Here is a 23388-nt window from a genome sequence, read left to right as displayed (position 1 = left end):
AGGTCCTTGTTATGTGGCTTCTGGTCCTCGCTTATCTCGGTGGTGTGCTGACGATTCTCAGCCCGTGCATTCTGCCGGTACTGCCGTTTGTCTTCGCTCGCACCGGGCAACCGTTTATCAAGAGTGGCTTGCCGCTGTTGGCGGGGATGGCGCTGACCTTCGCGCTCGTCGCCTCGTTGGCGGCGGTGGGCGGCGGTTGGGTGGTGCAACTCAATCAGTACGGTCGCTGGCTCGCGTTGCTGTTCGTAGCACTGTTCGGGCTGACGCTGTTGCTGCCACAACTCGCCGAACGGCTGACGCGTCCACTGGTGGCCGCCGGCAGTCGACTGTCGGAAGCGGCGGGCGCCGATGCCCGGCCGCGTCCCGCTGCTTCGTTGCTGATCGGCGTCGCCACGGGCCTGCTTTGGGCACCGTGCGCCGGGCCGATTCTCGGGCTGGTGCTGACCGGCGCGGCGCTGCAAGGGGCAAGCATCGGCACCACCTTGTTGTTGCTGGCCTACGCGCTGGGCGCCGCCACTTCCCTCGCGGTCGCCTTGCTGCTGGGCGGTAAAGTCTTCGCGGCGATGAAACGTTCGATCGGCGCAGGTGAATGGCTGCGCCGTGGTCTTGGTGCGGCGATGCTGGCCGGTGTGGCCGCCATCGCCCTGGGCCTGGACACCGGGCTTCTGGCGCGGGTGTCGACCGCGTCCACTGGTGGGCTTGAACAGGCGCTGGTCGGTCGACTGGCAGGTAAATCACCGGCCAACAGCGGGGCGATGATGGCGCAGATTCCGCCGTCCGCCGACGATCAACCAGGCTCAGCCATGATGGCTGCCGGTGGTGCGATGAAAGTGGCCGCCAACGCTCCCGCGCCTCTGCCCGTCGAAGGTAACCTGCCGTCGTTGGACGGTGCGGTGCAGTGGCTCAACTCGCCGCCGCTCAGCGCTCAAGCGTTGAAGGGCAAAGTGGTGTTGGTGGATTTCTGGACCTACTCCTGCATCAACTGCCTGCGCACCTTGCCGTACGTCAAAGCCTGGGCCGAGAAATATCGCGATCAGGGCCTGGTGGTGATCGGTGTGCATGCGCCGGAGTTTGCCTTCGAACGGGATGTGGGCAATGTGACCAAGGCTATGAAGAATCTGGGTATCAATTACCCGGTAGCCATCGATAACGACTACCGGATCTGGCGGGCTTTCAACAACGAATACTGGCCGGCGCACTATTTTGCCGACGCTCAGGGACGCATTCGTTACCACCATTTTGGTGAGGGCAACTACGCCGAATCGGAACGGGTGATCCAGCAGCTATTGCGTGAAGCCGGTGCGGCGAAAGTCGCCGATGGCCTGATCGACGCCAGCGCCCAAGGCGTGCAACAGGCACCGGACATGAACGAAGTGCGTTCGCCGGAAACCTACGTCGGCTACCAGCGTTTGGAACATTTCGTACCTGAGGCGAGCCTCGCGCCCGACAAGGTTGCCGCCTACAGCGCCCCCGCAACATTGGCACTGAATGACTGGACGCTGGACGGCCACTGGAACGTCGGTTCGGAGCGCGCCACCTCGGCGGCCCCGGCCAGCCGCATCGTTTACCGCTTCCATGCCCGCGACCTGCACCTGGTACTGGGCCCCGGCGCTGACGGCAAACCGGTGCGCTTCAAAGTCATGATCGACGGCAAGGCCCCGGGTGATGCCCACGGCACCGACGTCGCCCCGGATGGCAGCGGCAGCGTCACCGAACAACGCCTCTACCAATTGGTGCGCCAACCCGGCGACGTGGCAGATCGGACTTTCAGCATCGAGTTCCTTGACCCGGGCGTGTCGGCGTATGCGTTTACCTTTGGTTGATGAACATTCAGTTGCCCAGACCACACTGACCCCTGTGGCGAGGGAGCTTGCTCCCGCTGGAGCGCGTAGCGATCCCAAAACCATTGACCGGGATGCATCAGATACACCGCATTAACTTAATTACGACGGCTTCGCCGCCGAGCGGGAGCAAGCTCCCTCGCCACAGGTGTTGTGCTCGCCACATTACTCAGAGTTGTTTATGCAGGAGTCGTCATCATGAAAACCCGATTTACCTGGCGCCAGACCCTGCTCGGGCTGGCCGTCGCTGCAGTTGCAGGTCAATGCATGGCTTTTTCATTCGGCGCTGCCGAAGATGCAGTCGCCATCGCGCCACCAGCCGTGGATGAAACGCCCAAGGCCAACAGCGAGACAGCGGTGTTTGCCGGTGGCTGTTTCTGGGGCGTTCAAGGCGTGTTCCAGCATGTCAAAGGCGTCAAGAACGCGCTCTCCGGTTACGCCGGAGGTGCTGCGAACACCGCGCAATACGAGCGTGTCAGCGAGGGTGACACAGGCCATGCGGAATCGGTCCAGATCACTTTCGATCCTGCTCAGGTGAGCTACGGCACCTTGCTGCAAATCTACTTCTCGGTCGCTCACAACCCCACCGAGCTCAATCGCCAGGGCCCGGACACCGGAACCCAATATCGCTCGGCGATCTTTGTCGAAAGTGCCGAGCAACAAAAAGTCGCCCAAGCCTACATCGCACAGCTCGATGCCGCACATGCCTTCAACAAACCGATCGTGACCAAACTCGAAACCTACAACGGCTTCTACCCGGCAGAGGCCTACCATCAGAACTTCCTGACGGAGCATCCGACGTATCCCTACATCGTGATCAACGACCTGCCGAAAGTCGCGCAACTCAAACAGCTGTACCCGGAGCGGTATCAGGAGAAACCGGTGTTGGTGAAGACTGGCATGTAGTGCTGGATCAACCGGAAATCATGTTCTTGCCGATGATCTTCGAGCGATACAACGCCTGATCCGCCCGAGCCAGCAGGCCGGTTTGTTGTTCGTCTTCAAAGCGTTGCGCCACGCCGAAGCTCATCGTGACCTGGAAGTCGCCCACCGGTGGCAGGCTCGACAGCTCAAGGCGGATATTTTCAGCGAGGGCGCGTGCGGTGGCCGCGGTGCTGTTGGGCAGGATCACGATGAACTCGTCGCCGCCCCAACGGGCCAGCAAGTCACCCTCGCGCACGCAGCGTTTGACGCTTTCGACCACGTGCACCAACGCCGCGTCGCCCAAGGCATGGCCGTAATGGTCGTTGATATTTTTGAAGTCATCGATGTCCATGGCGATCAGCGACAGCGGCTGACGAAAACGCTGGGAACGCTCGCATTCCAGTGGCAAGGCTTTTTCCAGGAGATAGCGGTTGGCGATCCCGGTCAGGGTGTCGCTTTCTGCCAGTTTACGGTTCTCGTCCAGCTGCGCCTGTAACTGCTGATTGAGCAGAGACAACTCGCGGGTCCGTTCCTCGACCATCGCTTCGAGGGAGTGATTGCGCCGTTCGAGTTGCTCGAGCAGACGCTTCTTGTCTTCAATGCAGCGGCTCGCCCCGATCATCCGCGCCACTGAGCCATCGCTGTTACGTGCGATCACATGACCGCGATCTTCGATCCAGATGTAGCGGCCATCCCGCCTGCGGCAACGGTACTCGGTTTGATAGCGGGGCGAGCGCTGATGCAGGTGAGCATCGAATTGCAGCATCACCTGCTGGTAATCGTCGGGATGAATCGCGTTCTCCCAGGCCAGCACGTTGTTCTCAAGTGCATGAGGCGCGTAGCCGAGCATGTCGTACCAACCGCGATTGCGGTAGACAAACCCGGTGTTGGCGTTCCAGTCCCAGATCCCGTCGCTGACCAGTTCCAGAATCGCGTGCAGCATGTCTTCATTCAAATCAGTCAGGCTGACCTTCAACGGCTCGATACTGGACAACTCAACCATCACCGCTCTCCCTGCTGCCCTGATCTTCAAGTGGCCGGCCAGTCGTACAGACTAACTCATGGCGCGTTGACACTGTAGCGCCGGAAATCAAGGGATAGAAGCCTCTTACGTAGTAATAATGGCGTGCGCGATCAGTTCTGTTTACCCCATGTCTGCAACGCAAACTCGACAAAACTGCGCAGCTTCGGCAAACGGTATCGGTCCTGCGCGTAGATCAGATTCATCGGGCGACGGGGCAGTTGATAGTCCTGCATCAGGGCCACCAGTTTCCCTTCCTGAAGGTCTTGATCCACCAGTGCATCCGGCAGCATCACCACACCCATCCCAGTGCGCGCCGCCTGGTGCAGGCCCGATGAACTATTGATCAGCATCGGGCCGCTCACCGCCACGACGATCTCCCCGTCAGGGCCGCTCAGGCGCCACTGTTTTTCCACCGAGCGCCATTCATCGCCCGCCGGGTAGGCAAAGGCCAGGCAGTCGTGATCGGCCAGTTCCTCCGGTTTTTGCGGTGTGCCACGGCGTGCCAGATACGCCGGCGATGCACACATGGTCAGCGTGTAGTCCTCCAGTGGCCGGGCGATCAGGTTGGGCGGTTCGGTATTACCCAGGCGAATCGCCACGTCAAAACCGTTGTCCAGCAGATCAAGACGTTGATTGGTCAACACCACATCCAGCTTGACCTGTGGGCAGCGCTGCACGAATTCACTCAAGGCCGGCGCCAGGCGTTCCGTGCCAAAGGTCAGCGGGGCGGTAATGCGCAACGTTCCGCTGGGTTCGCCCTGGGTTTGTTCGGCCAGCCGCTCGGAGTCGGCCACCAGCCCCAATACCTCAAGGCAGCGTTGATAGTAGGTCGAGCCAAATTCGGTCAAGCGCTGACGCCGTGTCGTACGGTGCAGCAAACTGACGCCGAGACGTTGCTCCAGCGCTCGCAGGTGATTGCCGACCATGGTGGTCGACATTTCGCACTCCAGAGCGGCGGCGGTCATGCTGCCAGCCTCGACCACCTTCACGTAAACCGACATCGCCAGCAGTAAGTCCATTATCAAGCCCAGCTTTAAAATGATTGAAGTGTTTCGGCGTTTATCCAGCTCAGGTGGCTAACGATACTGCAAAAACACTGACCAATGATGGAGCTTGATGTCATGACCGCCGCCTGCCTGATGACCACGTATCAACCCCTGGCCTTGAGCTTTACCAGAGGGTTGGGCACACGCCTGTGGGATCAGGCTGGTCGTGAATACCTGGATGCGGTGGCGGGCGTGGCCGTGACCAATGTCGGCCACTCGCACCCGAAGGTGGTCAGCGCCATCAGCGAACAGGCCGGCCTGTTGCTGCATACGTCCAACCTGTACAGCATCGACTGGCAGCAACGGCTGGCGCACAAACTGACGCAGTTGTCGGGGCTCGACCGGGTGTTCTTCAACAACTCCGGCGCCGAGGCCAATGAAACCGCGCTGAAACTGGCCCGGCTGTACGGTTGGCACAAAGGTGTCGAGCAGCCGTTGGTGGTGGTCATGGAGAACGCCTTTCATGGCCGCACGCTGGGCACCTTGTCTGCCAGCGATGGCCCTGCGGTGCGCTTGGGGTTTCAGGAGCTACCGGGGGATTTCATCAAGGTGCCGTTCGGCGATCTCGCCGCACTGGATAAGGCGCACCAGACTCATGGCCAGCGCATCGTAGCGGTTTTGATGGAGCCGATTCAGGGCGAGAGCGGTGTGCAACTCGCGCCGCCCGGCTACCTGAAAGCCCTGCGCGAATTGTGCAATCGGCGCAACTGGCTGCTGATGCTCGACGAGATCCAGACCGGTATCGGCCGTACCGGGCAATGGTTCGCCTTTCAACACGAAGGTATCGTCCCGGACGTCATGACCTTGGCCAAAGGCCTGGGCAACGGCGTCCCGATCGGCGCTTGCCTGGCTCGCGGCAAAGCCGCCGAACTCTTCACCCCGGGCAGCCACGGCAGCACCTTTGGCGGAAACCCGCTGGCGTGTCGGGTGGGCTGCACCGTGCTGGAAATCATCGAAGAACAAGGTTTGCTGGAAAACGCCAAGTGTCAGGGCGAACGCCTGCTCGCACGCTTGCGCGCCGAACTCGATGGCAGCCCGCAGGTACTGGCGATCCGTGGCCAAGGCTTGATGATCGGCATCGAACTGGCCCGGCCCATCCGCGACCTGACCCTGATCGCCGCGCGGGACCACGGGTTGCTGATCAACGTGACACGGGGCAAGACCATCCGCTTGCTGCCACCGCTGACCATCGATGAGCGGGAGGTGGAGATGATTGTGCGGGGGGTAGGGCGGGTGGTGAGAGGGGATTAACCAACTCCATCTTTGTTTACGGCAGGCGGTATTTCAGAGTGTTTTTGAAATACCACCTGCCGGCACTCGTCTTTTACGTCCTTCACTGCGCGCAAGTTGCAGATTGAGGCTATGAGACGTTCAGAGTTGGCTCGTGAAGCAAGAAGATAGGTTGTTTCGTTGGCGTTGGTTGAGGTGGTTATGATGGGTCGAAACGCTCGGAGTTTAGTAACCAGCCTCGATTAGGCGCTCGGTATGCTCCGTTGTCTTCAAGACGTTTCCTTGAAAAAGGTAGGTTCGATCCGAGTAAAACGTGCTCAGATTTACTGCTGCAACTTACGCTTGTTTCTCAGGTGCACGATTACCGCCACAACCACAACGACCAGCACAACACCCAAGGCAATCGGCAACCGGTAAGGTCTGAGATCACCAAACAATTGCTGAAGCGCTTCGCCCGCCCAATAACCGCCGCTGACAAACAGTGTGGCCCAGACCATTGCACCGAGCATGTTCCACAGTGAAAAACGCAACGGCGACAGGCCACTGGCACCGATCACCATGGGGCCCACCAACCGCATGCCGTACAGAAAGCGCACCGAAAAAACCGACATCGACGGGTAGCGTGCGATCAATCCGCTGACGCGCTTGATCTGCGCTTGCTGGCGTTTGAGGCGTGGTAACAGTCGCGTGCCGAAATAACGGCCGCTCCAGAACAGCAATTGATCCCCCAACATCCCACCGGCGCTGGCCCAGGCGATCACCGGCCAAAGCTTCAGCAAATGCTGATGCGCCGCCATGCCGCCCAATATCAGGATGGTTTCGCCTTCCATGACACAGCCAATAAAAACCGCCCAATAGCCGTAGGTCGCGAGGAGGTGATTGAGGTCTATGTGCTCGAACATGGGCGGTTGGCGGCCTTTGGCGTGTTGTGGAGGCTGGGTAATGGTGGACCGCTATCGGCTGGGGTCGTTGCCCGTGCATCCATGATTGAAGCGATTATGTGGCTGCGACATTCGAGAGCGGACGCTCCCCCAGGTACTCAACCAACCGTAGCAGATAACCGTCCGGGTCCTGCACCAACAGCTCATGCTGGCCGACTTCCACCGTACCGGATCGATACCACTTCTCGGCAAACGGGCGAAACAATGGCCACTCGGCAGCGGCCAACCGCTGGAGAATCGGCTCGACACTGTCGACCGTCATTTGAAAGTTGATGCCGCGCCCAAATGGCGGTTCCAGTGGAGCGGTCACCCATTGCCCTTCGAGCGGGTCGTACTGCTCCAGCATGACCTGCACCCCGTCGAAATCGAGGTAGGCAAATCCCTCTTCGGGGCGGTCGTAGGCGACCCTGAAGCCAACCAATCCGGTCCAGAAATCCAGACTGTTCCTGATGTCGCCGACCATCAGTTCGGGGACCATTCTGTTCCTTGAAAACATACCTCTCCTTAGTGAGCGTCCAGCCCGATCAATGTGCGTTCAGGATACCGCCTCAATCGGATTCGGCCTGCTCAATCGCCTTCTTGATATTCGGTACCGCATAGTTGGTAAACCAGTGGTTCATTCCATTGATCGCCTGTTGCGCTGGCGCCGCATCCCGAGCCCCGATCAGTTCGCTGCACGCTTGGGCCATGGCCAGCAGCATCCGCGCCGACTCGGGCACATAAGGCAGGCTGACGCCTTTGTCGTGGCGTTCCTGAATGATCCGGTAGCGAATGTTCTCCGGCAGTGTCCAGGCACTGATCAGAAACTCATGAACGGAGTACGGATGGCCGTTGACCTCCACCGTGGCCGTGCGGTGCTCCTCTCGATAACCGGCGTTCTCGATCTGCTCGCAGCTGTCGATGACAGTGTTCATCATCTCGCGGATTTGCTTCCAGTCAGTGTGCATGTGAAGAGTCCTTTTCAAATGGCGATAGCTATAGGCTATAGGCTATAGGTTGCGGTGCCTGTCTTCCAGATCATTGGACAGGTCGAAGATCAACGTGTAATTGATCGCTCCCACGCGGGTGAACGTGGGAACGATCAATCGGCAAGACTTCCAAAGCGTCCCCACCCTGCACCAACGTTTGCGCCTCACCATTCTCAATCACCCAGCGCAGCAGGTCGGTCACCGGCACGCAGTGGCTGCGTTCGACCCATTGCAGGCCGTCGGGGCTGTAGTGTTCGGTGTAGCGGGTGAGGATCAACTCGCGCTGGTCACTCGACAGTTGGAGGCTGACTTCGCGGCAGTGCAGGTTGGCGTTGGCGTGTTTCACCACGCGTTGTTGCAGGATTAGCGGCTGGTTTTCAGAGATCATCGGTCTGGGCTTCCTGGCAGCGGTGTACGCGTGCGCAAACAGTCTTCGGGAAAAGGTGACAGATGCTGACATTCGAGCCTTGCGCAAAGATGTCTGCTTTTTTACCGCGATGTCGCTTTGTTACCCGATTGAAATATATGACGGAGCGCGCCGAATGGTTTTAGATGTGGGTTCTTTCAGACCTTAAGTGATGCCGCTGGTGAGCAGTCTTTTGATCGTGGACGACGACCTTGAGGTCCTCGCGCTGCTGAAGAAATTTTTTGTGCAACAAGGCTATGCGGTGGAGGTGGCCACCGATGGCGCCTCAATGTGGGCGGCGATTGAGCGCCAGGCGCCGGACCTGATCATTCTCGACCTGATGCTGCCGGGCGAGAACGGGCTGACGCTGTGCCAACGCTTGCGCCAGCAATACCCGACGCCGGTGATCATGCTGACCGCCATGGGTGAGTTGAGTGATCGGGTGGTCGGGCTGGAGATGGGCGCCGATGATTACCTGAGCAAACCGTTCGACGCCCGGGAGCTGCTGGCCCGCGTGCGCGCCGTGCTGCGTCGTGCAGGCGAAAGCCGCCCGCTGACCGGGGAAGCGCCGCGCCCGCTGATCAAGTTCGCCGACTGGCAACTGGACCTCACTCGTCGGGAACTGCGTTCACCGGATCAGGTGATGATTCCGCTGTCGGCCGGGGAGTTCGACTTGCTGCTGGTGTTTGTCGAGCATCCACAGCGCATTCTCACCCGGGAACAGTTACTGGACCTGGCGCGAGGCCGCACCCATGAGGCATTCGATCGCAGCATCGACGTTCAGGTCAGCCGCTTGCGGCGCAAACTGGAGTACGACACCAAGCGCCCCGAGATGATTCGTACCGTGCGCAACGGCGGGTATCTGTTCACCCCCAGCGTGACCCGCCAGTGAAAAAACTCATGGCCGCTTTGCGTCTGCGACCGCGTGACACCGTGGCCCGCTGGATCGCCCTGACCACCCTCATCGCGATGCTTACGTCGCTGGCTTTCAACGCGTTGTTCATTCAGTTGGCCGGCGTCTGGGCGTATCCACCGCTGGCCGAAACCGGACTCCTGGAAAAGACCGCATCCATTACCCGGATGATGGAAGCCTCGCAAGCGTCGCAGCGCGAACGCCTGGCCGAGGCCGCCAGCGAAAACTCCTTCAGCGTCAGCTGGCATGCCACCCGTCAAGGCCTCGACTTGCCGGACACTCCCGAAGCGGCTTACCGCACGGCCTCACCGGAGGCCCAGCGACTGTTCAACACGCCGACCCGCCGAGTCGAAGCCTATCAACCCGGCGACTGGCCACAGAAGAATGGGCACTACGCTTTGCTGGTGCAACTGGCGGATCAGTCCTGGCTGATGTTCAGCGTACCGTCCCGCAGTTGGGGGCTGGCGGAAGGGCCACGAACCCTGATCGTGATTCTGCTGGTGTTGCTGTCGACCGGCATCGTCGCGCTGATCGCCACCCGCCGACTGGCCAAACCCCTGCAGCACTTCGCCCAAGGCGCCCGACGCTTTGGCGTCGACTTTCGTGCACCGCCCATCGACCCGGTCGGCCCGCATGAAATCCGTCAGGCGATCCTCGCGTTCAATGCCATGCAGGCCCAGTTGCAGCACTTCATCAAAGACCGCACGCAGATGCTCGCCGCTATCTCCCACGACCTGCGCACCCCGCTGACCCGCATGCGCCTGCGTGGCGAATTCATCGAAGACTCCGAACAGCAACAACGGCTGTTTCGCGACGTCGACGAAATGCAGGCCATGATCAACTCCGCCCTGGAGTTCTTCCGCGACGACGCTCGCCTGGAGCAGGCAACCCAGTTCGATCTGGCCGAACTGCTGCAAACCCTGATCGACGACTACCGCGACCAGTCCATCGACATCACCTTCAGCGGCCCACCCCGATTGGTCTACTTCGGCCGCCCGCTGGGGCTGAAACGGGTGATCACCAATTTGCTGGACAATGCAATCAAGTACGCCAGTGAACCGGCGATTGAACTGTGCCAGGAAGACGAACAGGTGATCGTTCGGGTACTCGACCGTGGGCCGGGGATCCCGGCTGACAGTTATGAACAGGTGTTTGCGCCATTCTTTCGGCTGGAAGGGTCGCGGAATAAAAGCACGGGGGGCGTGGGGCTGGGGTTGTCGGCGGCACGGGCGATTGTTCTGGAACACGGCGGCACGCTGACCGTGAGGAACCGCACGGGGGGAGGGTTGGAGGCGCGGGTGGTGTTGCCGGTGCAGGTGGGTTAGAGAGGATTTATGCGGGGACAGACGTGCTGTTCCTGAAAGGTTTTTTCGTACAGAACCAAGTGAACTTTGGGCAATCCAACAGCAAGTGCCAACCAAGGCGCCGAATCATCTGGCCTAAGGATCAAGAGTGAAAGCCCTGATGCAATTCAAGTCAATTTCCCGAATAAGACCTGGGCACACGGCGGCCCCCGGTTGGTGAACGGCCGCTATCAAATGAATTGGGGCCGAGGCACATCTGGAAACCTTCCATGCGTTGATAAACGTGAACGGACGCCCACTGTATGACTCTTCGTAACATCGTGCCAAACCGGCTATCCACCAGAGTTCGAAACCTGGCTGCCGCTGTCCTCTGGATTCAGGTCTGTACGGGCTGTGCTGCCCAGGAAGCTCAACATGCCGCGTCTTCCAAAACAGTAGTGCCCGGCAAGCAGGCAGCCTGGCCAAGTGCGGAACTGGTCGATTCGCTACGCGCGTCACCAGAGCGATGGTCCGCACTTCGTGCGACGTGCGATCGGAACCTCGACTACACCCCGCATCCAGTCGCTGATTTCACCCCGCCAGCGCATTATGTCGACCGGGCAGGCGAGCAACGCATCGCCAAGTCACTGGGAGACGACGGTAACGTCGCCTATCAAGAGGCGCTGTGTTTTGCGCTGAGCGGCGATCGGCAATACGCGAAAACCAGTGAGCGCATACTCGATGCGTGGGCGGCAGGTGTGCAACACATCGACCGTGGGCAAGGTACCGCCGATTTCAACTTCACGTTTCCCAAGTATGTGTTGGCCGCGGTGATGCTGCGTACTGACAGTCAGTGGCATGACGCTGCGTTCAAGAGTTTCCTGCGCGAACGAGTGCTGCCCCTGTCGGTCGCATCGCGAGCAAACAACTTTGGCAACTGGGGTGTGCTGCTTGAAGCCAGCAGTGCCGCCTATCTCAATGACCGTCACCTCATGGAGAAGGCAAAAAATCGATGGAGCGCCCTGATGCTTAGTCAGGTGTCGTCAGATGGGTCAATGGCGGCTGAGATCTGCCGGAGCAACACCACAGATTGGTGTGGCGGACCCGATAAAGGAGTCAATGGCCTTTCGTATACCCACTATACGTTGCTGCCCACCACACTGGCCGCGGAGGTCTTTCGCAATGAGGGCTTCAACGTTTATACAAGCAATGCTGGTCAGCGACTTGCCCTGGCCTATGCAAGAGCCGCCGGTTGGACCTTGCATCCGGAAACCTTCCCTTACTACGCCAGTAATGGTGGGCATTTGAACGGTGTGCGCAACGCGGCATATTTCCGGATTTTGCAGCACAGGATTCCCGGTACCGACGGCGGTGTTGCCATTCACCAGGGCAATCTCGGAATGGATGGATACGAAATCGCCCTGTTGTATGGAGAGGTTCTGTAAGTCATTGCCCGCGCTCCCCGGCCACGAAAAAACGGGGCTACGTTTTCTCACCTTTAAAGTCGTGGTCTGTCGCTGTATCCCCCTTTGCGTTTCAAGGGGGAGCGATTTCAGGCCGAGCGAAGTTCCAATGCATAGGCTTTTTCCACGGGTGGAAAGAGCGGCACCGTCAACAGGGCACAAAAGGCTGCAGCCAGCCACACCACGCCCCATGAGAAATGAGTCATGAGGGCGGACGCCGCGATAGGGGTAGCGAACAGCACGACAAAGACGCAGGTATTGCCCATGGCCAGTGCCGTGCCTGCCCGACTGGCGCCTGCCAGTGTCGCGAGCTCGGTATAGGCCACGCCGTGCCAGGCGGATACGCTGATCCCGGCGACGACCATCACGCTGATGATCAGGGCACTGGCCAGCGGTGTTTCGTTCATGCCGTAAAAGCTCGCGGCCGATACCGTGCAACCCAGAACCAAAAAGGTCAGGGCACTCAACCATGCACAGGTTTTAAGGTAGCTACGGCGGTTTTTATTTTTATCGGTCCAGCGCCCGCTCCAGATTCTGCTGACGATCGCGCCGATCTGTATAACCGCCAACGTCGCGGAAACCAGCGTGATGTTGATGTTGCCAACGTCATGAAAGAACACGGCGGCATAAGTAAGAATGGCAAATTGCGGGGCGCAGAGCAGGCCGATGGCTAAAACGATTCGCCAGACTCTGGAATCTTTCAACGGGCTGGCTGTGGGCTCCTGACTCTGTTTTTTTGCCGCGTCGTTGGAGAAGTCCGGCTCATACAACCAGAACCCGGCAAACAGGCAGGCAATAAGACAGAAGATGGCAGAAGCACTGAATACTTCGACAAATCCATAGGTATGGGCAAGGTAGGGCAGCACGACCGCCCCCAAGGCATAACCGCCCGGGACCGACGTTTGCCGAATGCTCATGGCCAGCCCTCGTTCGCCCTCTTTGAACCAGGCCATGATGGCTCGACCACTAGCGCCGTTGACGCTGCTCCCCAGCAGGCCCACCACGAACAGCCCGATGGCCAGCAACACTATCGTGGGTGCATACAAGGCCAGCATGGCCAGCCCAATCAGTGCGATCCCGGAAGTGAGAAGCCCCGTCAGCAGCACAGGGCGATCACCCCAGCGATCAGTCAATAATCCCCACGGGATCTCGCTGACGGCAATACCGAGTCCCAAAATCCCCAAGACCAGCCCCAACTCGGAGTTATCGAGCTGATACGTTGCTCGCATATAAACCGCTGTCGCGGGTAGTCCACCCACGACACTGGAAAAGCTTGCGTTGGCAGCAACGCCGACACCCAGCACTTTCCAGCGGTGACCGTTATCCACAGGCATAAAAATCCCACTCGTTGAATAGTTGTGGGCCAAAAGACTCTCATGAGGGTATCGTCTCGAATATCAAATTATTTTTCGTATTCGTCCCGAAAAACAGGATTGTTATGAGGCCGGTAAATTTCGATCTAGATGCCATGCGCAGTTTCGTCACCGGGGTCGAACTGGGCAGCTTTGCCAAGGCGGCGCAAAAACTCGCGCGTTCGACGTCAGCCATCAGCGCCCAGTTGAAGAAACTGGAAGCCCAGGTGGGCTCAGCACTTTTCAAAAAGGCAGGTCGCGGGCTTGCCCTGACTGATACGGGAGAGGTGCTGCTCAATTACTCTCGGCGTCTTTTGAGTCTCAACGACGAGACCATCACTGCCGTCTCCGAGCTGAAGCTCAAGGGATGGGTACGCCTCGGGCTTCAGGAGGATTTCAGTAGCTTCTTGCCGACGGTGTTGGGCAGGTTCGCCAGGGCTCATCCCGATGTTCGAGTGGAAGCCCGGATTGCGCGCAATGCTGACCTGCTGAACCGGATCGAAAATGGCTCGCTCGATTTGGCGGTGGTGTGGGGTGACGTGCCGGACGTCGGATACCGGGAGAGGGTGGCGGAACTGCAAATGGAGTGGATTGGCTCTTCTCACCAGTACCTCGACTGGCGCGTCGAATCAGGGACACCGCTGCCCATCATTGCGTTTGACACGCCATGTCCTTTTCATTCGATGGCCACTGCGGCGCTGAATCGCGAGGGAATTCCCTGGCTGCTGTCGTTTACCAGTTCCAGCCTTAACGGCCTGTCCGCGGCGACCGAAGCCGGTTTGGGCTACACGATCAGGACAGCCCTGGGCTTGCAATCGGGGACCGAACTGTTGGCTGCCGGCGAACGAGGTTTGCCGCCTTTACCCTCCATAGCCCTGATGCTGCACCGAAGAGAGGCTAACCCTGATCCGCTGACCGAGCGTTTGTCGAATATCGTCATGCAGGCAATTCGAAGTGAAATTGTTTACTGAGCGATAAATGGCGAGCGTTAGTGTGATGTTCGTGTAAAACGGACATGAGAGGACAAACCACGGTTTCTCATATTCATTATCGTGGTCTGTCCCTGTATTTTCACTGCGTGATGGCTGCTATTGGCTGGACGTGGTTGGGCGCTCCAACTAATGCCACTGACTCCTTACTTCCTGCCACTGAGTTTCTGACAGCCACTTATCTGCCATCGGGAAGAAGATGTTCTCCTCGGACTCCATATGATCATAGTATTTCTTGATAAAGTCATCGATGGTATCAGCGATCACTTTCATTTCCTGAGTTGAATCTTCCAACGCCTTGAGTTGTCCAGCAATGCGCCCAAATGCCAGATGGTCGCGCTCGATATCCTTGACCCGTGGATGGATCGGTGCCTCGGTCTCCAGCAAGGCCCGCCGGATAATCTCTTCATTTTCATGGTGATGCCGCTCTGCGTCGCCATGCAAGGCTTCCAGTTCCTGAAACAACAACGTGCGATCATCGGCATCGGCGGACTCATGTTTCATTTTTCCCAGTAATCCTTTGATCTGGGTAATTTTTTTAGCCACCTCATGATGGTAGGTGTGCAGTTCATTCAACAGGGTGTTCATATAAAGTCCTCTCCGCTGCACCAAGGCATCATGAATAATTAATATTAATCACCAACTTCCAAGGGTGGCCATATATGAACTTCCATCACGTCTAATGCCTCCACCCACAGCATTCATCACTATGTACTAAACCTTCTTAGTATAGTCGGGCGCCCAATACTCACCCCGGGAAATGTGCAGCCCTTGGATGAATTGGAAATATCAGGTCAGTGTTGATATGCGTTATTTGATCTGCAGCAGGAAATGCTGCAAATAACAGAGGACGGTGGCTTTGGAGGGGGGAAGAACGGGGGGTGTTATCAAGCAGAGCATGAGTTTGCCCCTTGGCCTGTCTTCACAGGCCAAGGGGCAATTTCAATGGATCAGATGAACCTAAGCCTCCCAGCCCGCCTCACTGACTGCCGCCTGCACCAGCGGGTGCAAGTCTGCCCCTTGATGCTCTGTCTGCCAGGCCAGCAATTCCTTGCGCATGCCGGGCGTCCAGTACATTTTCAGGTGATTACGCACGTCGAGCACGGCCTGTTTCTGGTCCGGCTCGCTGGCGAAGTACTGGGCGATCTGGTTAGCCATTTTGATCAGGTTGGCAGTGCTCATCGGCGTACCTCGGCTTTTGCTCCGGCGCCGCGTGCCGCACGGCGTTCGTCGAGCAGGCGTTGTTGTTCGTCGCTGAACTCCTGATAGCGTTTTTGCCATTCGGAAGGGTGGTAGACGCGGCTGACTTCCACGGCGGTGACCTTGTACTCCGGACAGTTGGTGGCCCAGTCGGAGTTGTCGGTGGTGATGACGTTGGCCCCCGATTCAGGGAAGTGGAAGGTGGTGTACACCACGCCCGGGGCGACCCGTTCGGTGATCCGCGCACGCAGGACGGTTTGTCCGGCGCGGCTGCCAATGCCAACCCAGTCACCTTCGTTGATGCCACGGCTCTCGGCGTCGGTCGGGTGGATTTCCAGGCGGTCTTCGTCGTGCCAGGCGACGTTTTCGGTACGCCGGGTCTGGGCGCCGACGTTGTACTGGCTGAGGATCCGCCCGGTGGTCAGCAGCAGCGGATAGCGGCTGTTGACCTTTTCCTCGGTGGGCACGTAGCCGGTGAGCATGAAGCGCCCCTTGCCGCGCACGAATTCCTCGATGTGCATGGTCGGCGTGCCGTCCGGTGCTGCGGCGTTGCACGGCCATTGCAGGCTGCCGTGGCGATCCAGCGAGGCGTAGCTGACGTTGGTGAAGGTCGGCGTCAGGCTGGCGATTTCATCCATGATTTGCGACGGATGCTGGTAGTTCATCGGGTAACCGAGGGCGTTGGCCAGGGCCACCGTGCCTTCCCAGTCGGCCTTGCCGCCCAGCGGTTCCATGACTTTGCGTACTCGGGAGATGCGTCGCTCGGCGTTGGTGAAGGTGCCGTCTTTTTCCAGGAACGAACTGCCCGGCAAGAACACGTGGGCGAACTTGGCGGTTTCGTTGAGGAAAATGTCCTGCACCACGATGCATTCCATGGCCGACAGGGCCGCGGTGACGTGCTGGGTATTAGGGTCGCTCTGGGCGATGTCTTCACCCTGGCAATACAAACCCTTGAAGCTGCCGCCCAGGGCGGCTTCGAACATGTTGGGAATACGCAGGCCCGGATCGGGTTGCAGCGTAACGTTCCAGGCTTGTTCGAATTGCGCTCGTACCACCTCGTTGGAGATGTGCCGGTAGCCGGGCAACTCGTGCGGGAAGGAGCCCATGTCGCAGGAGCCCTGAACGTTGTTCTGCCCACGCAGCGGGTTCACGCCCACGCCTTCGCGACCGATGTTGCCAGTGACCATGGCCAGGTTGGCGATGCCCATGACCGCGGTGCTGCCCTGGCTGTGTTCGGTAACGCCCAAGCCGTAGTAGATCGCCGCATTGCCACCGGTGGCATACAGCCGGGCGGCGGCGCGGATGTCGGCAGCGGCAACGCCGCAGATCTCGCCAAGGACTTCCGGCGAGTTTTCCGCACGGCTGACGAACGCCTTCCACTGGGCGAAATCGCTGCCCTCGCAACGGGCGTCGATAAAGTCCTGGTTGAGCAGGCCTTCGGTGACGATGACGTGCGCCAAGGCGTTGAGCATGGCGACGTTGGTGCCCGGGCGCAGGGCCAGGTGCAGTTCGGCGCGGGCATGCACCGTGTCCACCAGATCAATGCGGCGTGGGTCGATGACGATCAGCCGCGCGCCTTCACGCAGGCGGCGCTTGAGCTGGGAGGCGAACACCGGGTGGGCGTCGCTCGGGTTGGCGCCCATCACCAGAATCACGTCGGCTTGCATCACCGAGTCGAAACTCTGGGTGCCGGCGGACTCGCCGAGGGTTTGTTTCAGGCCATAGCCGGTCGGCGAGTGGCAGACCCGCGCGCAGGTGTCGACGTTGTTGTTGCCGAACGCGGCGCGCACCAGTTTTTGCACCAGGTAGGTTTCTTCGTTGGTGCAGCGGCTGGAGGTGATGCCACCAATGGAGTCGCGACCGTATTTTTGCTGCAGGCGACGGAATTCGCTGGCGGCGTAGGTCACCGCTTCATCCCAGCTGACTTCCTGCCAAGGGTCGTTGATGTGCTTGCGGATCATCGGCTTGGTGATGCGATCCGGGTGGGTCGCGTAGCCCCAGGCAAAACGCCCTTTGACGCAGGAGTGGCCGTGGTTGGCCTGACCGTTTTTGTCGGGGACCATGCGCACGACCTGGTCGCCTTTCATCTCGGCGCGGAACGAGCAGCCCACGCCGCAATAGGCGCAGGTGGTGATTACGCTGTGTTCGGGCTGACCCAGCTCGACCACGCTTTTTTCCATCAGGGTTGCGGTTGGGCAGGCTTGTACACAGGCGCCGCAGGACACGCATTCCGAGTCGAGGAAGTTCTCGCCACCGGCGGCCGCGACCCGGGATTCGAAACCGCGCCCGGTAATGGTCAGGGCAAAGGTGCCCTGGGTTTCTTCACAGGCGCGCACGCAGCGGTTGCAGACGATGCACTTGCTCGGGTCGTAGTCGAAGTAGGGGTTGGAGGTGTCCTTCTGGTCGTCCAGATGGTTCTCGCCTTCATAGCCGTAACGCACTTCCCGCAGGCCGACCTGGCCGGCGACGGTTTGCAGCTCGCAGTTGCCGTTGGCCGAACAGGTCAGGCAGTCCAGCGGGTGATCGGAGATGTACAGCTCCATGACGTTGCGGCGCAGGGTCGCGAGCTTTGGCGTCTGGGTGTGCACGCTCATGCCTTCGCTGACCGGCGTGGTGCAGGACGCCGGGTAACCGCGCATGCCGTCGATCTCGACCAGGCACATGCGGCAGGAACCGAAGGCTTCCAGACTGTCAGTGGCACACAGTTTGGGAATGGTGGTGCCGAGCATTGCGGCGGCGCGCATCACCGACGTGCCTTCGGGCACGCTGATGCTTTGGCCGTCGATGTTCAGGGTGATCTGCACTTCGCTGTGGCGAGCCGGGGTGCCCAGATCGATATCGGTGTTCGGGTCGAAGAGAGTGATCATTGGTCGGCCTCCGAGGCTTGCAGACCGAAGTCAGCGGGGAAGTACTTGAGGGCACTGACCACTGGATAGGAAGTCATGCCGCCCAGCGCGCACAGCGAACCGTACTGCAGGGTGTCGCACAGGTCCTTGAGGATGATCACCTGTTCATCGCGACTGCTCTGGTCAGGCGCGGCCAGCAGGCGGTCGATCACCTCCACGCCACGGGTCGAGCCGATGCGGCAGGGAGTACATTTGCCACAGGATTCCTCGGCGCAGAACTGCATGGCGAAACGCGCCATGTGGGCCATGTCGAGGCTGTCGTCAGCCACCACCACACCACCGTGACCGAGCATGGCGCCGATGGCGGCGAACGCTTCGTAATCCAGCGGCGTGTCGAATTGCCCCGGTGGCACCCAGGCGCCGAGAGGGCCGCCCACTTGCGCGGCTTTCAGCGGTCGGCCACTGGCGGTACCGCCGCCGTACTCTTCCACCAGTTCGCGCAGGGTCAGGCCAAAGGCCCGCTCTACCAAACCGCCGTGACGAACATTGCCCGCCAGTTGGAAGGGCATGGTGCCCAGCGAACGGCCCATGCCGTAATCACGATAGAACTGCGCGCCCTTGGCCATAATCAGCGGCACCGAGGCCAGCGTCAGCACGTTGTGCACCAGGGTCGGCAGGCCGAACAGGCCCTGCAAGGCCGGGATCGGCGGCTTGGCGCGGACGATCCCGCGCTTGCCTTCGAGCGAGTCGAGCAGCGCGGTTTCTTCACCGCAGATGTAAGCGCCGGCACCGACCCGCACTTCCATATCAAAGGCTAGACCGCTGCCGCCGACATTGGCGCCGAGGTAACCGGCCGCCCGGGCGATGTCCAGCGCCTCGCGCAATGTGGCCACGGCTTGTGGATATTCCGAGCGCACATAGATGTAGCCGTAGCTGGCGCCGACGGTGATGCCGGCAATGGCCATACCTTCGATCAACAGGAAGGGGTCACCTTCCATCAACATGCGGTCGGCGAAAGTGCCGGAGTCGCCTTCGTCGGCGTTGCACACAATGTATTTCTGCGCCGCCTGAGTGCCGCGCACCGTGCGCCATTTGATCCCGGCCGGGAACGCCGCGCCGCCACGACCACGCAGGCCCGAATCGAACACAGCAGTCGCGGTCTGCTCACCGCCCAAGGCGACGGCCTGGGTCAAGCCCTCGAAACCGCCGTGAGCGCGGTAATCGTCCAGCGACAGCGGCCGGGTAATGCCGGCGCGGGCGAACAGCAGGCGTTGTTGCGACTTCAGATAAGGCAATTCCTCCACCAGGCCCAAAGCCAGTGGATGGGCGGACGGCTCGCCTTGCAGCGCATCGAGCAGCGATGGCACATCGGCGGCGGTCAGCGGGCCGAAGCCAATACGGCCTTGCGGGCTGTCCACTTCCAGCAGCGGTTCCAGCCAGTACAGGCCGCGAGAACTGGTGCGTTGCAACTCCAGAGGCACAAAGCGTCCCCGGGCATGGGTGATAAGAGCTGCCGCAACCTCTTCGGCACCCACGGCACGGGCCAGCGAATCACAGGACAGATAGAAAGCCGGCATCATGCGTCCTCCTGGCAAGCATCAAGCAGGGCATCGAGGCGCTCGGCACTGAGCCGCGCATGCACCTGACCATCCAGCTCCAGAGCGGGCGAGCAGGCACAGGCGCCGAGGCAATACACCGGGCGCAGGCTGATGCTGCCGTCGGCACTGCTGCCGTGGTCGTCCAGTTGCAGGCGTTCACGCAATTGCGCCGCGAGCTGCTCGGCGCCGCGGCTCTGGCAGGACTCGGCCCGGCACAAGCGCAGGATATGCCGCGCCGGAGGGGCGGTACGGAAGTCATGGTAGAAGCTGATCACCCCGCGAACCTCGGCCTGACTCAGGTTCAGCGCATGGGCAATCTCGGGGACGGCGGCATCGGGGATGTAACCGATGCCCTCCTGAATATCATGAAGGATCGGCAACAGCGCGCCGGGCGAACCCTTGTGGCGCTCCAGCAGGTTGTTGACCATAGACAGGTGCAACATCTCATCAGGCATACAGCATTCCTCACGATCACGGGCAAACCAGGTGGTTGTCGGTTGTCCGAAAGTGTCGGCTGCGGCAGTCACGCCACGTCACGGTATCGTGGCATTTTCAGGCCGTTGGCCAGGCACCCTGAGCGGGCATCTTGTTGGGCCCGGTACGGTCTTTGCCGCACCTCTTCAGGGCATATAGGGCAGCTTGCCACGCCGCCTTTGAATCATCTGCACGAAAGCGACGTGTTCGGTTCTGCCTACGACTACCCGTTAAGTCTAGAAGAGTGTGGCCGAAGGCGCCGTCTCTGGAGGGGATTTATGCTTTTTTGCTTTAGAGGTTATGCAAAAAAGATTGCTGGCGGGAGGGTTTTGCGGCGTGATTGTCATCATTGTGCAACGGTGCAAGCCACTGTCATGCTGCTCGGTGATGAGGGATTGCACCTGAGGTTTTCGCACGCTAGCGATATCAAAGGCTTGCGCATGGGCACCTCCGTGAAGTGGGGGAGCGATCAGTGATTTCCCCCGACCGCATAACTGGCAACCGCCTGAACTGGCTTACCTCACTAATCGAAGGATATAGAATGCTCATTGTCTTCAGCGGCCTTCCAGGCACTGGAAAGACGACTATCGCCAGAGACCTGGCTACCAGAATCAGTGCCGTGTATCTGCGGATCGATACGATTGAGCAGGCTATCCGAAATGCCGGGGTCCAGGCACAAGACGTGGGGCGAAGCGGTTACTTGGTCGCTAATGAGCTTGCACTGAGCAATCTTCGTTTTGGTAACACGGTCATAGTTGACTGTGTTAACCCAGTTAGCGAAAGCCGAAAGGCGTGGAGCGAAATCGCCACACGTTCTGGTGCTCCATTAGTGAATATTCAGGTGGTCTGCTCTGATAAACATGAACACCAGCGACGGGTAGAAACCAGGAAGGTAGATGTTCCTGGGCTGACTCCACCCACCTGGCAGTCTGTACTGGATCATGACTATGAGGCGTGGGATAACGCGCCGTTTAGTATTGACACGGCCCTGACGTCTCCAGCGGAGGCAGTGGCGATGATCACTAAACGATTTTTATCCGGGGAGTAGAGGAAGAAACGGGGACAGAACACATCTTCTCACGCCCGTAATCGTGGTCTGTCCCTGTATCTCCTACCCGTCTCATCGCTCGGCATGTCGACTTTCAAATAAGGAAAAATAATATGGACATTAAACGCTTCTGTCCTTCAGTACGCCGCTTCATACAGATGGAAGCGATTATCTTGCTTCTGATGACACCGTTTTTTGCTCGTGCGGACATTACCGAGGAACAGGCGACGGCCAACTGTTTGAAAATTAGTGAATACTCCGCTGAAGGTGGGAGGTATTACAAACTCAAACAGTACGCCAAGGCTCGGAAACAGTATGAGCAGCAGGCCGGCTGGTCTGAAAGTTGTCAGCTGGATGAGCAGAAAATTGCGCTGGCCTACAATAACGTTGCACTCACCTACGTACATGAAGGCAATTACCTGAAGGCCCGTGCGTGGCTGAGTATTCTGCCAAACGACAAGAAATCGATCTTCAATCTTGGCAAGATCAGTGATGATGTAAAAAAAGCACTGGAGAAGCTGCCGAATCAGTCAGAAGGGCAGTATTGGCAATATGCCGGGGCGGCTTTATGGAACTCCATGACGATCAAGCCGCAAGGTCGGAAATACAAGATTGATTTCCAGGGCTATTATGCTGGCCTGATGGCGATGTATTACGGTCCCAATATAGGTGAATTTTCAACGGTCTTAGAAGTTGATAATGGGAAGGCTAATTACGCCATGAGTGGAGAGGGCGAAGGCGACTGTGTCTATGACTTCGATATTAAAAAAGAACTGATGACGGTAAAGCGTACTGCGGGTGAGTGGTGCGGTTTTGGTCATAATGTGGGTGCTGAAGGTATTTATCACAGAGTCGAGTTCTAGCCGCTTTCGGAATTTGCGTAACCCAGTCACGCTGATCCCGTACAGAGGACGTAAACAACTTTCCGGGTCCACTCAAGCAGAAACTTGTGTTGGTGCAATGGAGCGCTATAGGGCTGCTTTCTACGATGACTGTGCTGGTTGCTGTGGGTAAATCAGGGTAAGCGTCCGGGGGACACACCTGTTTGAATACGCCACCGCTCATAGCCCTAAGGACGGTGGCACATGCGGCCTGTTCAAATGTAGGATTGACGCAAAATGGTGATGGATATCCATATGAACCTTGCGACGCTAGCGTTATTCCTGCCCGCCTGCTTTGCCCTGAATATGGCGCCAGGGCCTAACAACCTGCTGTCTATCAGCAATGCAACACGCTACGGATACCGCACATCATGCATGGCAGGTGTGGGTCGCTTGCTGGCGTTCGCGCTGATGATTGCGCTGGTTTCGGCAGGCTTGGCCGTAGTGTTGCAAACTTCAGAGCTGGTCTTCTACGGGATCAAAATAGTTGGCGCGGCCTACCTTTTTTACTTGGCATATCAGTTGTGGAGGGCTGAACCACGAGCGGAAGCCGAGTCAAAAAACGCCCCGTTAGGTCTTTTCGCGCTGGCAAGGCAGGAATTCCTCGTCGCCGCAGGCAACCCTAAAGCCATCCTGATTTTTACCGCGTTCTTACCTCAATTCGTCGACCCAACGGCAGACATGGGTTCTCAGTTTGCGTTGCTAGGTCTTCTGTTTTTGGTATTGGAGTGGATCGCCATTGGCATCTATGCGTACATCGGATTGTATATGCGACGTTGGTTTGCCCAGCCTCAGGGTAAGCAAATTTTCAACCGTTGTTGCGCTGGTTTGTTGTCGGCTGCCGCCTCGATGCTATTGATGGCACGTCGAGCGTGATTCGCAGTTAGCAGATGATGCGAAGCGTCTGCGACTCATCTGCGTGGTTGGACGGGTTGCCAGTCCTATGCTGGTTCTCCTACCA

22 protein-coding genes are annotated in these 23388 nt (G+C 59.0%); 10 read left to right on the top strand and 12 right to left on the bottom strand.

Annotated elements, in window-relative coordinates:
• Positions 1-11 precede the first annotated feature (11 nt).
• Positions 12-1823, top strand: a complete 1812-nt coding sequence (locus tag AC1RJ3_RS11970) for a cytochrome c biogenesis protein DipZ (protein WP_493079107.1) — start codon at positions 12-14, stop codon at positions 1821-1823.
• Between the two features lie 216 nt (positions 1824-2039).
• Positions 2040-2747 (top strand): peptide-methionine (S)-S-oxide reductase MsrA, encoded by a 708-nt coding sequence (gene msrA, locus AC1RJ3_RS11965; RefSeq protein WP_493079105.1) that lies wholly within the window; start codon positions 2040-2042, stop codon positions 2745-2747.
• A gap of 7 nt (positions 2748-2754) precedes the next feature.
• On the opposite strand, the gene AC1RJ3_RS11960 is transcribed toward msrA, so the two are convergent.
• Both AC1RJ3_RS11960 and AC1RJ3_RS11955 read right to left on the bottom strand, forming a co-directional pair.
• On the bottom strand, positions 2755-3768 hold the full coding sequence (locus AC1RJ3_RS11960) for a GGDEF domain-containing protein (RefSeq protein WP_347928986.1): 1014 nt from the start codon (positions 3766-3768) through the stop codon (positions 2755-2757).
• Between the two features lie 131 nt (positions 3769-3899).
• Positions 3900-4808: a LysR family transcriptional regulator gene (locus tag AC1RJ3_RS11955; RefSeq protein ID WP_347928987.1), complete on the bottom strand. Its 909-nt coding sequence runs from the start codon at positions 4806-4808 to the stop codon at positions 3900-3902.
• 102 nt (positions 4809-4910) lie between these two features.
• On the opposite strand from AC1RJ3_RS11955, the gene AC1RJ3_RS11950 reads away from it, so the two are divergent.
• Complete coding sequence (locus AC1RJ3_RS11950; RefSeq protein WP_493079102.1) at positions 4911-6086, top strand: aspartate aminotransferase family protein; 1176 nt, start codon at positions 4911-4913, stop codon at positions 6084-6086.
• A gap of 302 nt (positions 6087-6388) precedes the next feature.
• Here the strand turns inward: AC1RJ3_RS11950 and AC1RJ3_RS11945 are convergent, their stop codons facing one another.
• The 4 genes from AC1RJ3_RS11945 to AC1RJ3_RS11930 form a co-directional block, all read right to left on the bottom strand.
• Entirely contained in the window at positions 6389-6967 is a 579-nt protein-coding gene (locus tag AC1RJ3_RS11945) for a DedA family protein (protein ID WP_493079100.1), read from the bottom strand.
• 94 nt (positions 6968-7061) lie between these two features.
• Positions 7062-7502 (bottom strand): bleomycin resistance protein, encoded by a 441-nt coding sequence (locus AC1RJ3_RS11940; RefSeq protein ID WP_054595770.1) that lies wholly within the window; start codon positions 7500-7502, stop codon positions 7062-7064.
• Positions 7503-7554: 52 nt separating this feature from the next.
• The gene (locus tag AC1RJ3_RS11935) at positions 7555-7953 is read right to left on the bottom strand and encodes a hypothetical protein (RefSeq protein WP_054595771.1); all 399 of its coding nucleotides are present in this window, start codon (positions 7951-7953) and stop codon (positions 7555-7557) included.
• A gap of 70 nt (positions 7954-8023) precedes the next feature.
• Positions 8024-8362, bottom strand: a complete 339-nt coding sequence (locus AC1RJ3_RS11930) for a hypothetical protein (protein ID WP_493079097.1) — start codon at positions 8360-8362, stop codon at positions 8024-8026.
• Between the two features lie 199 nt (positions 8363-8561).
• On the opposite strand from AC1RJ3_RS11930, the gene AC1RJ3_RS11925 reads away from it, so the two are divergent.
• The 3 genes from AC1RJ3_RS11925 (at position 8562) to AC1RJ3_RS11915 (ending at position 12021) form a co-directional block, all read left to right on the top strand.
• The gene (locus tag AC1RJ3_RS11925; RefSeq protein WP_033865698.1) at positions 8562-9272 is read left to right on the top strand and encodes a response regulator; all 711 of its coding nucleotides are present in this window, start codon (positions 8562-8564) and stop codon (positions 9270-9272) included.
• 8 nt (positions 9273-9280) lie between these two features.
• Entirely contained in the window at positions 9281-10618 is a 1338-nt protein-coding gene (locus AC1RJ3_RS11920; RefSeq protein WP_493079095.1) for a sensor histidine kinase, read from the top strand.
• A 281-nt stretch (positions 10619-10899) separates the two neighbouring features.
• Complete coding sequence (locus tag AC1RJ3_RS11915) at positions 10900-12021, top strand: alginate lyase family protein (protein ID WP_493079093.1); 1122 nt, start codon at positions 10900-10902, stop codon at positions 12019-12021.
• Positions 12022-12128: 107 nt separating this feature from the next.
• On the opposite strand, the gene AC1RJ3_RS11910 is transcribed toward AC1RJ3_RS11915, so the two are convergent.
• A complete protein-coding gene (locus AC1RJ3_RS11910) occupies positions 12129-13373 on the bottom strand; it encodes an MFS transporter (RefSeq protein ID WP_493079091.1) in 1245 nt (414 codons plus the stop codon).
• A 134-nt stretch (positions 13374-13507) separates the two neighbouring features.
• Here AC1RJ3_RS11910 and AC1RJ3_RS11905 point away from each other — a divergent pair, with 134 nt between their 5' ends.
• Positions 13508-14362, top strand: a complete 855-nt coding sequence (locus AC1RJ3_RS11905; protein WP_347928995.1) for a LysR substrate-binding domain-containing protein — start codon at positions 13508-13510, stop codon at positions 14360-14362.
• Between the two features lie 147 nt (positions 14363-14509).
• Here the strand turns inward: AC1RJ3_RS11905 and AC1RJ3_RS11900 are convergent, their stop codons facing one another.
• The 5 genes from AC1RJ3_RS11900 to AC1RJ3_RS11880 form a co-directional block, all read right to left on the bottom strand.
• Positions 14510-14968 carry a hemerythrin domain-containing protein gene (locus AC1RJ3_RS11900; RefSeq protein ID WP_493079089.1) on the bottom strand — a complete coding sequence of 153 codons (459 nt, stop codon included), beginning with the start codon at positions 14966-14968 and terminating at the stop codon, positions 14510-14512.
• A 372-nt stretch (positions 14969-15340) separates the two neighbouring features.
• Positions 15341-15562 carry a formate dehydrogenase subunit delta gene (locus tag AC1RJ3_RS11895; protein ID WP_347928996.1) on the bottom strand — a complete coding sequence of 74 codons (222 nt, stop codon included), beginning with the start codon at positions 15560-15562 and terminating at the stop codon, positions 15341-15343.
• The gene (fdhF, locus tag AC1RJ3_RS11890; RefSeq protein ID WP_103318100.1) at positions 15559-18447 is read right to left on the bottom strand and encodes a formate dehydrogenase subunit alpha; all 2889 of its coding nucleotides are present in this window, start codon (positions 18445-18447) and stop codon (positions 15559-15561) included. The genes AC1RJ3_RS11895 and fdhF overlap by 4 nt, the downstream gene beginning before the upstream one ends.
• Complete coding sequence (locus AC1RJ3_RS11885) at positions 18444-20006, bottom strand: formate dehydrogenase beta subunit (protein WP_493079086.1); 1563 nt, start codon at positions 20004-20006, stop codon at positions 18444-18446. The genes fdhF and AC1RJ3_RS11885 overlap by 4 nt, the downstream gene beginning before the upstream one ends.
• A complete protein-coding gene (locus AC1RJ3_RS11880; protein WP_019693486.1) occupies positions 20003-20479 on the bottom strand; it encodes a formate dehydrogenase subunit gamma in 477 nt (158 codons plus the stop codon). Before AC1RJ3_RS11880 ends, AC1RJ3_RS11885 begins: the two co-directional genes overlap by 4 nt.
• A 560-nt stretch (positions 20480-21039) precedes the next feature.
• On the opposite strand from AC1RJ3_RS11880, the gene AC1RJ3_RS11875 reads away from it, so the two are divergent.
• The 3 genes from AC1RJ3_RS11875 to AC1RJ3_RS11865 all read left to right on the top strand — a co-directional run bounded on the left by AC1RJ3_RS11875 (position 21040) and on the right by AC1RJ3_RS11865 (position 23303).
• Positions 21040-21546: a P-loop nucleotide/nucleoside kinase family protein gene (locus AC1RJ3_RS11875; protein ID WP_493079083.1), complete on the top strand. Its 507-nt coding sequence runs from the start codon at positions 21040-21042 to the stop codon at positions 21544-21546.
• A gap of 113 nt (positions 21547-21659) precedes the next feature.
• On the top strand, positions 21660-22409 hold the full coding sequence (locus tag AC1RJ3_RS11870) for a tetratricopeptide repeat protein (RefSeq protein WP_493079081.1): 750 nt from the start codon (positions 21660-21662) through the stop codon (positions 22407-22409).
• Positions 22410-22682: 273 nt separating this feature from the next.
• Positions 22683-23303: a LysE family translocator gene (locus AC1RJ3_RS11865; RefSeq protein WP_347929993.1), complete on the top strand. Its 621-nt coding sequence runs from the start codon at positions 22683-22685 to the stop codon at positions 23301-23303.
• The last annotated feature ends 85 nt before the right edge of the window (positions 23304-23388 follow it).

Source organism: Pseudomonas sp. GW822-FHT04C11, from assembly GCF_058800905.1.
This window is presented reverse-complemented; position numbering and strand designations above follow the sequence as displayed.

Coding starts and splice junctions, on each gene's coding strand:
- AC1RJ3_RS11970 (WP_493079107.1), top strand. CDS start 12: ATGTGGCTTCTGGTCCTCGCTTATCTCGGTGGTGTGCTGACGATTCTC.
- msrA (WP_493079105.1), top strand. CDS start 2,040: ATGAAAACCCGATTTACCTGGCGCCAGACCCTGCTCGGGCTGGCCGTC.
- AC1RJ3_RS11960 (WP_347928986.1), bottom strand. CDS start 3,768: ATGGTTGAGTTGTCCAGTATCGAGCCGTTGAAGGTCAGCCTGACTGAT.
- AC1RJ3_RS11955 (WP_347928987.1), bottom strand. CDS start 4,808: ATGGACTTACTGCTGGCGATGTCGGTTTACGTGAAGGTGGTCGAGGCT.
- AC1RJ3_RS11950 (WP_493079102.1), top strand. CDS start 4,911: ATGACCGCCGCCTGCCTGATGACCACGTATCAACCCCTGGCCTTGAGC.
- AC1RJ3_RS11945 (WP_493079100.1), bottom strand. CDS start 6,967: ATGTTCGAGCACATAGACCTCAATCACCTCCTCGCGACCTACGGCTAT.
- AC1RJ3_RS11940 (WP_054595770.1), bottom strand. CDS start 7,502: ATGTTTTCAAGGAACAGAATGGTCCCCGAACTGATGGTCGGCGACATC.
- AC1RJ3_RS11935 (WP_054595771.1), bottom strand. CDS start 7,953: ATGCACACTGACTGGAAGCAAATCCGCGAGATGATGAACACTGTCATC.
- AC1RJ3_RS11930 (WP_493079097.1), bottom strand. CDS start 8,362: ATGATCTCTGAAAACCAGCCGCTAATCCTGCAACAACGCGTGGTGAAA.
- AC1RJ3_RS11920 (WP_493079095.1), top strand. CDS start 9,281: ATGGCCGCTTTGCGTCTGCGACCGCGTGACACCGTGGCCCGCTGGATC.
- AC1RJ3_RS11915 (WP_493079093.1), top strand. CDS start 10,900: ATGACTCTTCGTAACATCGTGCCAAACCGGCTATCCACCAGAGTTCGA.
- AC1RJ3_RS11910 (WP_493079091.1), bottom strand. CDS start 13,373: ATGCCTGTGGATAACGGTCACCGCTGGAAAGTGCTGGGTGTCGGCGTT.
- AC1RJ3_RS11905 (WP_347928995.1), top strand. CDS start 13,508: ATGCGCAGTTTCGTCACCGGGGTCGAACTGGGCAGCTTTGCCAAGGCG.
- AC1RJ3_RS11900 (WP_493079089.1), bottom strand. CDS start 14,968: ATGAACACCCTGTTGAATGAACTGCACACCTACCATCATGAGGTGGCT.
- AC1RJ3_RS11895 (WP_347928996.1), bottom strand. CDS start 15,562: ATGAGCACTGCCAACCTGATCAAAATGGCTAACCAGATCGCCCAGTAC.
- fdhF (WP_103318100.1), bottom strand. CDS start 18,447: ATGATCACTCTCTTCGACCCGAACACCGATATCGATCTGGGCACCCCG.
- AC1RJ3_RS11885 (WP_493079086.1), bottom strand. CDS start 20,006: ATGATGCCGGCTTTCTATCTGTCCTGTGATTCGCTGGCCCGTGCCGTG.
- AC1RJ3_RS11880 (WP_019693486.1), bottom strand. CDS start 20,479: ATGCCTGATGAGATGTTGCACCTGTCTATGGTCAACAACCTGCTGGAG.
- AC1RJ3_RS11875 (WP_493079083.1), top strand. CDS start 21,040: ATGCTCATTGTCTTCAGCGGCCTTCCAGGCACTGGAAAGACGACTATC.
- AC1RJ3_RS11870 (WP_493079081.1), top strand. CDS start 21,660: ATGGACATTAAACGCTTCTGTCCTTCAGTACGCCGCTTCATACAGATG.
- AC1RJ3_RS11865 (WP_347929993.1), top strand. CDS start 22,683: ATGAACCTTGCGACGCTAGCGTTATTCCTGCCCGCCTGCTTTGCCCTG.